Annotated in this window: 15 protein-coding genes; all 15 read right to left on the reverse strand. The window is 36.7% G+C overall.

Annotated elements, in window-relative coordinates; genetic code table 11:
• Positions 1 to 1,329, reverse strand: coding sequence for a flagellar protein export ATPase FliI (gene fliI / locus ACFP65_RS11980; protein WP_379918915.1), 1,329 nt, complete (start codon positions 1,327 to 1,329; stop codon positions 1 to 3).
• Positions 1,326 to 2,090 carry a FliH/SctL family protein gene (locus ACFP65_RS11985; protein WP_379918917.1) on the reverse strand — a complete coding sequence of 255 codons (765 nt, stop codon included), beginning with the start codon at positions 2,088 to 2,090 and terminating at the stop codon, positions 1,326 to 1,328. Before ACFP65_RS11985 ends, fliI begins: the two co-directional genes overlap by 4 nt.
• A complete protein-coding gene (gene fliG / locus ACFP65_RS11990; protein ID WP_379918919.1) occupies positions 2,074 to 3,105 on the reverse strand; it encodes a flagellar motor switch protein FliG in 1,032 nt (343 codons plus the stop codon). The genes ACFP65_RS11985 and fliG overlap by 17 nt, the downstream gene beginning before the upstream one ends.
• 10 nt (positions 3,106 to 3,115) lie before the next feature.
• Positions 3,116 to 4,741: a flagellar basal-body MS-ring/collar protein FliF gene (gene fliF, locus ACFP65_RS11995; protein ID WP_379918921.1), complete on the reverse strand. Its 1,626-nt coding sequence runs from the start codon at positions 4,739 to 4,741 to the stop codon at positions 3,116 to 3,118.
• A 36-nt stretch (positions 4,742 to 4,777) separates the two neighbouring features.
• Positions 4,778 to 5,101, reverse strand: coding sequence for a flagellar hook-basal body complex protein FliE (fliE, locus tag ACFP65_RS12000; protein WP_379918923.1), 324 nt, complete (start codon positions 5,099 to 5,101; stop codon positions 4,778 to 4,780).
• A gap of 30 nt (positions 5,102 to 5,131) precedes the next feature.
• Entirely contained in the window at positions 5,132 to 5,566 is a 435-nt protein-coding gene (gene flgC / locus ACFP65_RS12005; protein ID WP_379918925.1) for a flagellar basal body rod protein FlgC, read from the reverse strand.
• A gap of 21 nt (positions 5,567 to 5,587) precedes the next feature.
• Positions 5,588 to 5,965, reverse strand: a complete 378-nt coding sequence (gene flgB, locus ACFP65_RS12010; protein WP_379918927.1) for a flagellar basal body rod protein FlgB — start codon at positions 5,963 to 5,965, stop codon at positions 5,588 to 5,590.
• Positions 5,966 to 6,502: 537 nt separating this feature from the next.
• Positions 6,503 to 6,868: a flagellar export chaperone FliS gene (gene fliS / locus ACFP65_RS12015; RefSeq protein WP_379918929.1), complete on the reverse strand. Its 366-nt coding sequence runs from the start codon at positions 6,866 to 6,868 to the stop codon at positions 6,503 to 6,505.
• Positions 6,869 to 6,889: 21 nt separating this feature from the next.
• Complete coding sequence (locus ACFP65_RS12020) at positions 6,890 to 7,252, reverse strand: hypothetical protein (protein ID WP_379918931.1); 363 nt, start codon at positions 7,250 to 7,252, stop codon at positions 6,890 to 6,892.
• 17 nt (positions 7,253 to 7,269) lie between these two features.
• A complete protein-coding gene (fliD, locus tag ACFP65_RS12025) occupies positions 7,270 to 8,706 on the reverse strand; it encodes a flagellar filament capping protein FliD (protein WP_379918933.1) in 1,437 nt (478 codons plus the stop codon).
• Positions 8,707 to 8,710: 4 nt separating this feature from the next.
• On the reverse strand, positions 8,711 to 9,103 hold the full coding sequence (locus ACFP65_RS12030; RefSeq protein ID WP_379918935.1) for a flagellar protein FlaG: 393 nt from the start codon (positions 9,101 to 9,103) through the stop codon (positions 8,711 to 8,713).
• Between the two features lie 139 nt (positions 9,104 to 9,242).
• A complete protein-coding gene (locus ACFP65_RS12035; protein ID WP_379918937.1) occupies positions 9,243 to 10,097 on the reverse strand; it encodes a flagellin in 855 nt (284 codons plus the stop codon).
• Positions 10,098 to 10,279: 182 nt separating this feature from the next.
• Positions 10,280 to 11,515: an ISL3 family transposase gene (locus ACFP65_RS12040; protein ID WP_379918939.1), complete on the reverse strand. Its 1,236-nt coding sequence runs from the start codon at positions 11,513 to 11,515 to the stop codon at positions 10,280 to 10,282.
• 147 nt (positions 11,516 to 11,662) lie between these two features.
• Positions 11,663 to 12,577, reverse strand: a complete 915-nt coding sequence (gene flgL, locus ACFP65_RS12045; RefSeq protein WP_379918941.1) for a flagellar hook-associated protein FlgL — start codon at positions 12,575 to 12,577, stop codon at positions 11,663 to 11,665.
• Between the two features lie 3 nt (positions 12,578 to 12,580).
• Entirely contained in the window at positions 12,581 to 14,071 is a 1,491-nt protein-coding gene (gene flgK / locus ACFP65_RS12050; RefSeq protein ID WP_379918943.1) for a flagellar hook-associated protein FlgK, read from the reverse strand.
• Positions 14,072 to 14,081 lie beyond the last annotated feature (10 nt).

The raw sequence follows: 14,081 nt of genomic DNA on the forward strand, positions 1-14,081 counted from the left end.
TTATCGTATCGAGTGAGCTGAGAATACTGAGCTAAGCTCAGATAATGTTTCATCAAATGTATAAGATTCTTTTGTTTTCTGCTTTAAAAAATCTTTTATCGGTCTATTTAAACGAACGGCTTGATCAACTAAAGGATTCGAGCCTTTTTGATACGCTCCAACGTCGATTAAATCTTTGGTATCTGTATATCTAGTCAAATTTTCTCGTAACTTGCCTGCAAGTTCATCTTGTTCTGGGCTAACCAATTCTTTCATTAAACGGCTTAAGCTATTTGGAATATCGATCGCTGGATAATGATTTTCTGACGCGATTTTTCTTGAAAGAATGATATGACCATCAAGGATACCTCGAACGGAATCGGCAATGGGTTCATTCATATCGTCACCTTCTACTAGAACCGTATAGAAAGCCGTTATTGATCCACTTTGAGACGTTCCACTTCGTTCAAGAAGTTTCGGTAATGTTGTGAACACAGAAGGAGTATATCCTTTGCTCGTAGGCGGTTCACCAGTTGCCAGACCAATCTCTCGTTGAGCCATAGCTACACGCGTAACGGAATCCATCATCAAAACGACTTTCTTACCTTGATCTCTGAAATATTCAGCAATTGCAGTGGCCACGTAAGCGCCCTTTAACCTAACCAGTGGTGGCATATCAGAAGTGGCACAGACAACAACGGACTTGGCATACCCTTCTTCGCCAAGCTCATTCTCGATGAATTCCATTACTTCTCGGCCACGCTCACCAATCAATCCAATAACGATAACATCCGCATCAGAATACTTAGCCATCATCCCAAGTAGTGTAGATTTACCTACACCAGAACCTGCGAAGATGCCCATACGCTGACCTTCCCCTACTGTCAATAATCCATCGATTGCCTTAACACCAGTGGTCATAATATTTTTAATTTTTTTACGCTTAAAAGGATCTGGAGAAGATCGATTAACCTGATACATTTTACCTTCGGTTAATCGTGCCTCTGTTAGCGGACGCCCCAAACCATCTAGGGTTGTACCCAGCATGTCATCAGACACTTCTACTTTAAGTGTCTTTCTGGTCGGTCGAACGAGACAGCCCGGTCCAATACCTTCAAGTTCGTCAAGTGGCATCAACAGTACCGTTTCGTCTACAAATCCAACGACTTCGCTTAAAACGATCTTGTCCGTAGACTTGATATTGATCTCGCAGACTTCCCCGATAAAAGCATCTAGTCCATCTACTTTGATAATTAAACCAATAACCTGACTTACTTTACCTTGCTTTAAGGTATGCATATTTTTATCAATAGACTCATGATATTGTTTGAATGGGATATCGATCATCAAACATTACGCTCCGTTTCTTTCATTTCTTTAAGCATAGATTCTAGTTGAGCCGTTATTTGCAAGTCGATCACTTTATGTGCACTTTCGACAATACAACCGATTGGATCAATACTACTGTCTTGTAGTACGGCGAAACGCACGCCAGTATACTGATTCTTCAAACTAGCTAAGTTTGCTTGAATCTGATTTCTCACTGCCGGATTGACCGTGATAGAGATAAAGTCTTCTTCACGATCTAGTTGATGTAGTATGGGATGAATCAAAGATAAGATCCCTTCATCATTATGATTGATTTGTTCATGAACAATCTTTTCTGCCATATGAACCGATAGTTTAAGCAAATCTTCTTTTTTGTCTTGACTATATTGCTCAACTTCAAATTGCGCCTGAACAATTAAATCTCGACCTTCTTGCTTCAACGCTTCACTTTCTTGCTTTCCTTGTTCAAATCCTTCTTTCATACCCAAAGTATAGCCTTCTTGATAACCAGCTTCCTGTCCTTGCTGGAATGCTGTTTGGTAAGCTTGCTGCTTGATGGCTTCTGCTTCTTGTTTAGCTTGTTCAAGCAATTCTTCTTTTTTTGAGTAGGCATGATTTAAGATTCTCTTTTTTTCTAATAGTGCTTCTTGTGTCTCTTCTGAGGCATCTGATTCTTCATCCGTATACTCTTCAGTATCGGTTAAGACTGTATTGATAACCCAAGCGTCTTCCGCTTGTTGTATATTATTTTTAGATTTAATAATTCTACTCGACGATAGCATCTTGTTCGCCCCTCATGATGTATACTTCCCCTTGTTCGTCTAAGCGACGAATAACGGTAACGATTTTCTGCTGTGCTTCCTCGACTGCAGACAATCTTGCGGGTCCAAGGAACTGCATATCTTCTTTGAGTGTATCCACAGCTCTAGCAGATAGATTATCAAAGATAAAGTCACGCAACTCGTCGGAAACGCCTTTGAGTGCAAGAATAAGATCGTCTTGATTGACTTCTCGTAAAACTTTTTGGACATCGCTCTTTTGAAGTGAAACGATATCTTCGAATGTGAATAGGCTCGCTTTGACTTCCTCAGCCAAAGTAGGTTGTCTTTCTTCTAGTTCCGCTACAATCGTCTTCTCGGTCGTACGTCCAACTTGATTCAAGATATCAACCAAAGTATTGACGCCACCTACATTCTCGGTTTCATTTTCAACATAAGAAGAAAACTTACTCTCAATTACTTTCTCAATCTTTTCAATAATAGCTGGTGAGGTATTACTAATCGTACCAATTCGTTCAGCTATTTCTGTTTGCTTATCTTGAGGAAACTGAACCAAAATTTGAGCTGCTTTATCTGGCTGCATGTAACAAAGAATTAAAGCTACTGTCTGAGATTGTTCGCCCAACAGTAGATTCGTCAATTGTTGAGGATCAGCTTTTCTAGCAATATTAAATGGTCGCTCTCTTAATTGAATTTGGTTCAGCATGTCAATCACTTCTTTTGCACGTTGTGTTCCCAAGGCTTTATTCAATAAAGTTTTAGCGTAATCAATACCACCATCAAGTATATACTCTCTTGCTTGAGACATTTCAAGAAATTCATCCACGATCGCTTCTCTATCTTCTCTACTTACATGATCAATATTGGCAATTTCATAACTGACTTTTTGAATGTAGGCATCAGGTAATTGTTTCATAATTTGTGCAGATGTTTCGGGGCCTAAAGCAATCATGAAAATAGCCGCTTTCTTAATTCCATCTAGTTGAACGGTTTTCTTATCATCAATAACCTCTGTCATTCTACCCCTCCTATTCTTTTAACCATATTTTCATTAATTCTGCCGCTAGTTCAGGATTTTGTTTTGCTTCTTCCCTTACTAAGTCTTCTTTATCACTCATGACTTTGTTTTGTTGTTTTTTACGTTCAATATCTAAATCAATTGGTTCTGGTTCAACAGGAAGTGGTTGAGCCGGTTGAGTTGGAACCATTGGTTGAGGTTCGAAACTTTCTTCAAACTCATCAAATTCATCTTTTCGACCTTTACGCAGAATAGATAATATGGCAATGCCTAATACAAGCAGTACGATACTTCCAACCATGAATGGCCAGTATCTTCTAAAGAAGATCATAATATCTTCCATAATGTCTGTGTTGATTACAGGTACTTCTTCATTACCCACAAAAGCCATTGACTCTACTGTAACGTCTCCACGAATTGCACTATCTTGAGTGTCTAGTCCTAAAGCACGTCTTACAATCGGAACAATTTGATTCTGGGCAATGACCGTATCACCCGTTTGGTTAATGATAATTGAAGCATCTACTGTTTCAATGACACCAGGGGCTCTCACGTATCGTTCAGAATTTTGATCTAACTCATAATTGATCGTACGGTCTAGAGAAGCATTTTGTTGATTTTCTCCGTCGCCATCTTCTGCAACGGGAAGTTCTCCTTCTTCTATAAGACCTTGTAGCATTTCGCTTGCACCGTTATAATTTTCCGTTTGACTTCTAATTAGTCCTTCTCGGTCCGGAGCTTCTTCACTCTCTGGATCAACCATAGGAGCTGTATAAGTCACTGTCTCCCCTTCAACTGCATCGAAATTCATTGAAGCATTGACAACTACACGGATATTATTTGGACCATAAACTGGCGCTAATAATTCATTGATTCGTTTTTCAAGATCTTGCTCATAGCTCTTTTGTACAGATAGCTGCTGGTTGGAAATATCTGTAGCGCCAATCGCATTCTCTCCATCTTGTAAGAATCCACTTAACAAGTTTCCATTTGAGTCTACAATCTGTATGTTGCTTACGGGTAGTCCATCAACTGCACCGGCAACTAAAGAAGCAATTCCCTGAATATTTTGAGTCGTTAATTGATTCGCGCCTCTAGTCTGAAGCACAATAGAAGCAGAAGCTTCACTCTTATATTCTGGATTTTGAAAGATACTGTCTTCTGGTATCGATAGCATCACTTTAGCTGCTTCTACTTGTTGTAAAGAAGAAATAGAACGTTCTAACTCTCCTGTTACAGCTCTTTGATACATAATTTCGCGGTCTTGATCTGTTGCCATCATACTTGTGTCATCGAAAATTTCGAATCCAGTAGAACTTTTAGGCATTAGGCCATTCGTTGCGATCTCAATACGATATTGATCGACCTGTTTTTCATCAATTAAAATCGTAGTTCCGCCGTTCTCCAATTTATAGAGAATTCCTTGCGACTCAAGATCCTCAACAATAGCACCCGCATCTGCTTCTTCCATATTCGAAAATAGAACGGTGTACTGCTTCCTTTGAGATATGTAAGCAACACCAGCAAGTACAATCACTGCAACTACAATTAACATAATCAGTCTTTTTCTTTTTGTAGCTTCAAGGTTCATCCAGCCACTTTGTAAGTTACCCCATATATCTTTTACCTTGTCCATAAACGCATACTCCCTTTAACAGCTGCTGGTTCTAACTTAGAACTGCATATTTTTGATTTCGTTATATGCTTCAAGTGCTCTATTTCTAAATTGAACAGCAACTTCTAAAGAAAGCTGTGCTTCCGTTGTTTTGATCATAACTGTATGCAAGTCGTCCGCTGTTCCATCAACGAGTGCTTCTACAGCTTGAGTAGATTCAACTTGTTTATTTTCTAAGGATTGTAAAGCATTAGAAAAGACGTTTGAAAAAGGATCGCTTTCTCCTTTTACCACGCCCCCTTTTTGATTAGTCCCTATTGTTCCATTCATTTCAGTTAATGCATTTGAGTATAATTGATTAATTCCATTCATTCCTGACATTCTATGCTTCCTTTCAATCTGAATTATTTATTATTTTCCAATTTCTAGTGCACGTTTCAGTAAGTCTTTATTATTATTCATAGCTGTAACATTGGCATCGTAGGTTCTCATAGCCGTCATCATTTCCACCATTTCATCTGCCATGTCCACATTAGGATAGGCAACATAGCCTAATTCATCCGCATCAGGATGTTCTGGCTCGAATACCATCTTGATATTATCTTGGTCTGCAGTAACACCTGTGACTCGGACACCAGCGCTACTTGTATTCACGTCACCAGTGAAGCCAGATGTCTGTGTTTTAAGACTTTCTTCAAATTCTACTTGTTGTTTTATGTAAGGTCCTTCGCCATTTTCTGTTCTTGTTGTATTTACATTGGCGATGTTTGTTGAGATTGTATCTAACTTGAATCGTTCAAGCGTTAACCCGCTTGCATTAATACGCATTCCATCAAAAATTGACACTGATAATTCCAACTCCTTCTATTATCTTAATACAGATCTAAGCATATTATATTGAGCACTTGTTTGAGATACGAGAGCTTGGTAATGAATCGAGTTCGCAGCTAATTCTGCCATTTCTGTATCAATTGCTACATTGTTGCCATTCTCTCCTACTCGATTACCTTCTTGTGCTTTTATCTTTGCTGTAACATCATTATGACCAGAGACACCAAAGTGACGTTCATTGGTTTTTCTGAGTCCGGTACCGTCCATGGCTTGCTGAAGAACGGATTCAAATTCTACGCGTTTTGCTTTATAACCTGGAGTGTTAACATTCGCAATATTGCTAGAGACGGTTTCTTGTCTCATATTTGTTGCATCCAGTGCTCTATTCAATAAAGAAATGTTCTTGTATTCCATCTGATTACCTCCGCTACTAATAAAAATCTTGGTATGTGTATAAACTCGAAATTTTGTTTAAATATCCAACATTTATAAGTTTAAATTAGTCTTGAAAAAGTTTCAATCTTAATTTTTTTGTTATGTTTATATTTGAAATGTAATTGTGAACATTTGGTTGAAATAAAAGATTCGAGATGAATTTCTTTTTTCATATGTCAAAACCCGAATATTAGTTAACCCTTATCATACCAATGGTTATCTGACACCAGATGCACTAGTTGCGTACCTCTATAGTTAAATTGATGTTAATGTCAAGCGCTTTTTACACATTATTTTTGTCATTATGTAAACAAATGACAGTTTTGTGAACAGAAATATTAAATCGATTTCATTACTTATAGATTGATATTGTTATCTAATAAATCTATTTTTGTACAACTTCTGAACTGTTTTAAATGTAAAATTCCTATTTAAAACTAGTAATATTTTTGTTAATTTTTATACATTTTTCTTTAAGACTTTAGAATGCCCTTACACATATAAAAAGACCAGCAATTAAATGCTGGCCCAAGCTTCTAGTAATTCGCTTAATATTGATCTAGCTCCACTCATTTTTTCAGAATCTTTTTTTAGATTTGCTTGGAGTAATTCATTCAATAAATACTCATAGAGAGTTTCAAGTTCACTAGCTATGTGGTTCTCTCCACCTTGATGATTCAAGGAATTTAATAATTCAGCCACTATATCTTGTGCTTTAATCAAATGACGATTGATCTTTTCATTATCTTTGTTTTCTAGAGCTAGCTCAGCTAGTCGGATATTTTTGATTGCGCCTTCGTAAAGCAAAACAACCAATTGTTTAGGAGAAGCTGTTTGAATTTGATTTGTTTTATAGACATTTGACGCATTACCGTAACCCATGTTCATACTCCTTGTCTTCTATTAAGCCTGTCTGTCCAGAAACATTGACTGATTCTGATCCATATACCCGTTGATCATCTGGTTTTTCTTGTTCACTTGATTCATCTGACCTTTTACTGTTTGATTTTCAGTTGCAATTAGTGTGATTAGTTCTTTGTGCTTTACAATAACTTCTTTCCAGACATCCCGATAATCATCCGAAAATGTCTGAATTTCTGATTCTGAAAGTTGCTTATCTAGTTCATTCATCTCTTGAATGAACACTTCTACTTCAGAAAGAATAGAAATTGCGGAGTCAATCGTATCATTAAAAGACTCGTAAGCATTATACATTTTAAGAAGTGTTGCTTTCTTTTTTTGCAGCAATTGACATTGTAGTACCATGACATTTCCTTTCAGTCTTACTTATCGTTTCCGCCCATTTGTCCCATCATAAATTGGAGTTGTGATTCAGCTTGCATCATTGCTGTATCAAGCGCAGTAAACTGTTTAATATACTGCTCACGCTTAGTTTCTATGCGTTTATTAAATGTCTCAATACGCTGATTCACATCTTTGATCAGACGATCATACGTATCATTTTTAGTTTTGATAATTCCTGATGAACTAGAAATATATTCGTTCACTAGAGAACGTGCTGAATTGGCAAATCCACTTAATTTTGTTTCAGTTTTTGTTATTTCTACACCTTCAGTATCGGTGACGGTATTTGTAACTCTTTCAGAACTATGAAAGAACTTTTCTACATCGCTCGGATTCTTTTCAAGTGTTTCTGTGAATTTCGCCCTATCGAAAGATGCTTTACCATAACGATCGATCTCTACTCCTAAATCTTGTAAGTTTTTGACGGACTCTGAAGAAGTACTCATGTTTCTGGTAAACATACTTCTTAAACTTGACTGTAATCGAGCTAATGAGCTATCTCCAACCAATGTACCAGTCTTATTATTTTCAGCAGAAGGATCACCAACTGAAGTTTGTTGGTCTATAAAGGAATTCAAAGAATTATACTGATCCACCAACTCTTTCATGGTATCTGCTGCCTTGTCAGTATTATTTGTAATTGAGATTCTATCCGACTCATCTAAACCATGTACTTTTTGAAGATTTAAGGTAACCCCATCTAAAACGTCTGTAATTGTATTGCTATCTTTTTTTATGTTAAGACCATCAATTTCAAACTCAGCTTGTTGTCCTATTTTTACAGAAGCGACATCAGTACCAAATCCAAGATCCGAAGCAGCTTCACCAATAACGGATAAAGTCTTCTCACCTGAATCTGTATGAGTCAAGATCAAACGATTATCGACTATGCTAGCTTTAATTTTTGATTTTTCACTTTGCTCATTGATTTTGTCACGAATATCTTTCAAGCTATCTTCAGCTTTAATTTCTATTTCAAATTTAGTAGTGCTTGAAGAATCGTTTTCTCCAAGTGTACCCGTATCAATTATTAAATTGCTTTCGATACCCATCTGATCGTTAAGTGATTCTATGCCAAGTTCTCCACCTGTTATACGTGTACTAGTAGCCAGTTGTAAGACTTTTAGCTCATAATCTCCAGTAGTAGCTGTACTCTTAGCAGTAGCTGAGATATTTTTATCACTAGAAACTGTAACAGTTTTCGAATTAAAAGTATCTGGTTTCTTTAAATTATCCAGTTTCGTATAAAGGTTATCTAAACGGCCATTGACATCTTTCCAAGCAGTTTGTTGTTTCTGGTATTTATCTTTTTGGTTTGTAAACTTTACCCCTCTAGATGATTCTGCTTGTATCAATTGCTCCACTGTGGTCATATCAATACCAGAGTATAGCCCCATTACGTTCATACCACTCATATTGTCACTCCATTCTATCTACAATAAGTCCCGACCATTCCCAAATACCAGCAATTATATCTAGCATTTTTTCAGGTGGAATCTCTCTTAAAACTTCTCTAGTATTATTATCTACTAATTCAACCAATATACGCCCAGTACCATCATGTTTTCTGAAAGAGAGTTGTGTATTAACTCTTTGCATGACATCTTCTGCTTCAAGTATCCACTGATTGATTTCTCTCTCTGTTGGTGGTTTTTTAACGATGTCTTCTTGCTGATCGGTTCTTCTAATTTCTCTTACTGGTTGGATAGGATCTACATATGAATTACCGTATAAGGATATCGTACTTTTACTATGTTGTAAAACTCTATCGACAGTCTTGATTGTATTTTGTGAATTAATACGTTGATTCATCTTCACAACTCCTAATATCAAATAAATAAACTCAACTTGTTCTTAAGAAACTAAAAAAAGCATTATTATATATGTAAAATAAAACCGAAGCTGGAAAACCAGCTCCGGTTCCATATTAAATCTAATTGTTCTATTAAGATTAACCCAATAGTTGTAAAACACCTTGTGGCATTTGGTTAGCTTGAGCAAGCATCGCAGTTGAAGCTTGAGAAAGGATGTTAGATTTAGTGAATGACATCATTTCTTCAGCCATGTCAACGTCACGGATACGTGAGTTAGCTTCAGCTAGGTTTTCTTTAGTAGTAGTTAAGTTGTTGATTGTGTGGTCTAAACGGTTTTGAGTAGCACCTAATTCAGAACGTTGTTTTGAAACTGTAGTAATAGCAGCATCAAGTTTATCAGTTAACGCATTAGCAGCATCTGCATTGACAGTAATATTATCGACATCAGAAGCATCTACTAGCTCAATATCTTCAGCAGCAATCTCTAAACCAGTTGAAGACATATCTTTCAGAGATACAGTAATTTTATCTTCATCACTAGTGTTTGCTCCAATTTGTAAAGTAACATCTTCTGACTCACTAGAAAGAAGTTTTTTTGTATTGAACTGAGTAGTTTCAGCGATTCTGTCAATTTCTGTTGTCAAAGCAGTCAATTCATCTTGAATTGCAGACAAATCGTCAGCGCTGTTAGTTCCATTACCAGCCTGTACAGAAAGATCACGCATACGATTTAAGATTGAGTGAGTTTCGTTAAGAGCACCTTCTGCTGTTTGAATAAGAGAAATTCCATCTTGAGCATTACGAGTAGCTTGGTTCAAACCAGAAATTTGATTTTTCATTTTTTCCGAGATTGAAAGTCCTGCAGCATCATCGCCAGCTTTGTTGATTCTAAGTCCTGAAGATAGTTTAGCTAGTGAATTACTTTTAGCTCCGTTTGCTGATGTTAAGCGAGAGTATGTATTCATCGCTGCAGTGTTAGTATTAATACGCATGTTAATTTCCTCCAATGTGTTTGTGTGTTTTTAAGACGTTATCGCCTTCTAATTATAGTATCGGAAGCATACAAATATTGTTAACCCTAAAAAGTAAAATAAAATAAAAAACTACTCAACTTTTTGTGGCTCTGTGTCAAATAGTGTTGTACCGTTAGTTACCTTTAAGAAGCTTTATCGATCTATTTGATAAAGCCATAAGCTGTACGTTTAATATTTTTCACCTTGTTATCAGAGCCTTCTAGCGGACCATTGGAATAGCGATATAGAAACGCTGTTTCTATATGACCTTCTTTTAAGTGATAATGTAATGTTCGCTGACTGATTCTCATTGTATTGTGATAGTCAAAAGTAGTCTGTTTTAATGTGTTTTGAAATTGGCTGTAGTTTTTCGTTTTTAAAGCATGCAAAAGATCTTGATAGAAACGATAACTTTCTCCTAGTTCGCTACTAAAGCTGAGTAGTGTATCAACGACGTGTTGTTGGGTGGTTTGTCCAAAACAAGTATAGTGCTTATAATTTGTACTCGACAGTGCTCGTTCCTCTTTTAATAGAAGGCGCCAATGATTCTTGAATTTATTGTAGATCCCTTTATACGGATAGCTAGAACGGTTATATTGTTTCATCACTTTGACCCTGATTCTATCTAAAGAACGATTGATCAACTGAATGATGTGAAAGCGATCAATAATGATTTTTGCATTTGGAAAAAGCTCTCTTATAAAGAACTCATAAGCTGCGTTCATATCAATCACGACAAGTTTTACCTGCTCTCTCACTTTTAGCGGATACTTTTGAAAGTGAAGTTTGAGATAAGTTTTTCTTCTATCAGGAAGGACATCAATGACCTCATGTGTATCGCCATCGGCGTAAATGAAGCTCATCGAACCTTTCACATTTTTGACTGAGTTGAATTCATCGAAAAGCAAACAAGGCGGTAAAGATTGAAAGTCAGGGTAATAGGCTTGGGCAAACGTGCAAATGACTCGCTTAACGGTAGAAGGTGACACTGTATGTTCTTCTGCTATATACTTCATCGAAAGATCTTCTCTAGATTGAAAGCCAATGTGTTGCTTTACTTTCTTAGAAATAAAGCAATGTTCTTCGACTTCTGAGGAATGAGCGGAAAAGGTTTGCATACAGGACTTACAAAAGAAACGTTGTTTCTTTAAATAAAGGCGCGTCGGATACCCAGCTACTTTATTCCAAACATGTTTAGTTAGCTTGGTTCCATGCTTAATAATCGTGTAATCAACGTTCTTAACACCGCACTTAGGGCAATAGTTGGGTGTATAAGTGATCGTCCCCCTGACAATATTGGTTAAAACACCTTTAAGGGTTTGACGATCAATCTGAGTCAATGTGATCGATTCATCTTGGATATGAAGTATTTTTTTGATATCATAAGATTCAAGCAAGCAAGATTCCTCCTATAGATTTGGTGTGGTAACTACAGTCTATCAGAGAATCTCGCTTGTTTCATTTTACATAAAAATAGTGTTGGCGAATTCTCACCAACACTAAATATTATAGAACCCTTTTTGTCGAGTAGTTTCAAATCAAAGCTATCTAATGTAATCAAGTAAATTATTCTGTAAAATCTTTGTACCCATCTGTAAAGAAGCTTCATAAGAAACCATCTCCATAGAGTATTTCATATAGGTTTCTGCTAAATCAATGTCTTGTGTATTTGAATAAGTTGTCTTTAAATTAAGATATTCTGATTCATTACGATCTTTTGCAGCTACTAAACGGTTTTGAGTTGCCCCAATATTTGTACGCAAATTAACGATATTATTAATTTGCTTATCGACGTTATTTAGAATGCTTCCACCCAATTTTTCAGTATCATCACTATCCAAGGCAACTAATAAGTCGTTAAATAATGTTCCTAAGTCACTGCTTTCTTCCTGAGTATTCATTAGTACACTTCCGTCAGTTTTCATCTCAACGGCAACTCCACGTGCAATTTCTTTAGAAGTATTATCTGATGTTCCTTTGTATGTTACTTTGGGCATTTCTCCTTCAACTGAAGCTTCTTTTACAAACGGTTTAGTTGTGGAGTTATTCCCTGCAAAAATATATTTCCCACCAAAACTGGTGTTAAATGAATCCATCAATGTATCGATTTCATTTTCTACTTCTGCTTTGATGGACTGTCTATCCTCGTGATTATATGTTCCATTAGCTGCCTGTTGAGTCAAAGTATAAATCCGTTGAATAGAAGTCGTTGCGTTTGCTAGTGCAGAGTCTTGGACATTCGCAAAGTCAATCGAGTCATTAATAGTGGATTTATACTCATCATTTTGCTTAATTTCATTATTCAAGTCCAGTACTTTGGATACTTTCAATGGATCACCACTTGGTCGACTAACTTGTTGCATTGTAGAGAGTTGTTCTTGATACTTATAAACATTTTTCATGTTGTTATTTAAGTTACGCATAAAGTTTTTAGACATTAAAGAATTGGTTACTCTCATTGATTACACCCCAGTTCGGTTAATTAAGGTATCTAACATATCTGATAACGTTTGAAGCACTCTTGAATTTGCTTGGAAAGCACTAGAATATTTGATCATATCAACAACTTCATCGTTGATATCGACACCCGATACAGATTCACGACGTTGTTCCAGTAAAGCCATCAACCCTTCTTGTGTATCTAACATATTATCTGACTGTTGTTTAATGATCCCCATATTGGTTACCATACTATTATATTTACTGAAAAGTGTTGAGTTACTACCACTTCCTGGTTCAACTGTCATACTTTCCGGTTTAAACCATTCATCACCATTTGGAATCGGTGTGTTTTTTAAACTAGATATCAATTGAGCTCTAGAGCCATCACCAGCAATTGTATTATCTAGTGATTTTCCAGTTACAACAAGATTATTATCATTTCTAATTTCTTGGTTGATTTGAATAGTTGAAGAAGCATTTACTTCAGTCACAGTAAAGAAGTTTCTACCATCTCCACCGTTACTATGAATCGTATTCACTGCATTCGCAAAACTAAAGACAAATTCATTTAAGTCTTTTTGCATATCAGTAATGACTGAAAGTGCTTCTTGTGTACCTTTTACTGCACCAGATTCTAAATTGATCGGGCTAAAGGTTGCTGCTCCGTCTGCACCAGATTTCAGTACAAATTGTCCAACTTCGGCCTCCACTTCAAGTACTGTCCCATCAGTTAATACAGGACGTCCTGCATCATTCATACTTGTTACTGTTTGAATCTCTTTACGTGAATTGGCATCCAAAAGATTTTGGCCATCCATGGAAATAGCTACTCGGTTATACTTATCACGTTCAACCGTAATGTTCCCTTGACTTGCCAATTTATTGACAAGCTGATCTTGTGAATCTAGTAAATCATTAGGTGCAAATCCTCTAACGGAAGCTTGCCAGATTTGCTGGTTCAAGTCTTCAAGTTGTTTCAAAGTAGAGTTTGCATCAAGCGCAGATTTGTCAAGTCCTTGAATGGTATCTCTCTTCAGAGCATCCATTGCATTAGACATATGTTTTACTGTATCTACAAAGGTTTCACTTGTTTGAACGAGCATCGTTTTGGAAGCGGCTTGTTCCGGGTTAGACGCTAAGTAAGTCCATGCATTAAATACTTCTGATATTTGATTCGCAAGCCCTGTGGCAGATGGTTCATTGAAAGTTGCTTCTAGTTGACCTATCGTATCAGACAGTGACTGATGTTTACCTGTCGTAGAATAGCCATTCATCAATTGATTGTTGATGAATTGATCTTGCATACGTGAAATACTACCGACTTGTACGCCCGTTCCAACTTGACCAATACCCGGTAATTGCTGAGCAATATTTGTCTGTAAGTTTACACGCTGTCTTGAGTAACCCGGCGTATTGATATTGGAAACGTTATGTCCAATCGTTTGTAGTGCATTCTGTTGAGCTTTCAATCCGCTTGTTGCCGTGTTTAATGTACCAAATAATCCTGACATCTGTATGTAC

Origin of the sequence: Marinilactibacillus sp. GCM10026970 (assembly GCF_042660675.1) — a bacterium.
Taxonomy (GTDB): domain Bacteria; phylum Bacillota; class Bacilli; order Lactobacillales; family Carnobacteriaceae_A; genus Marinilactibacillus.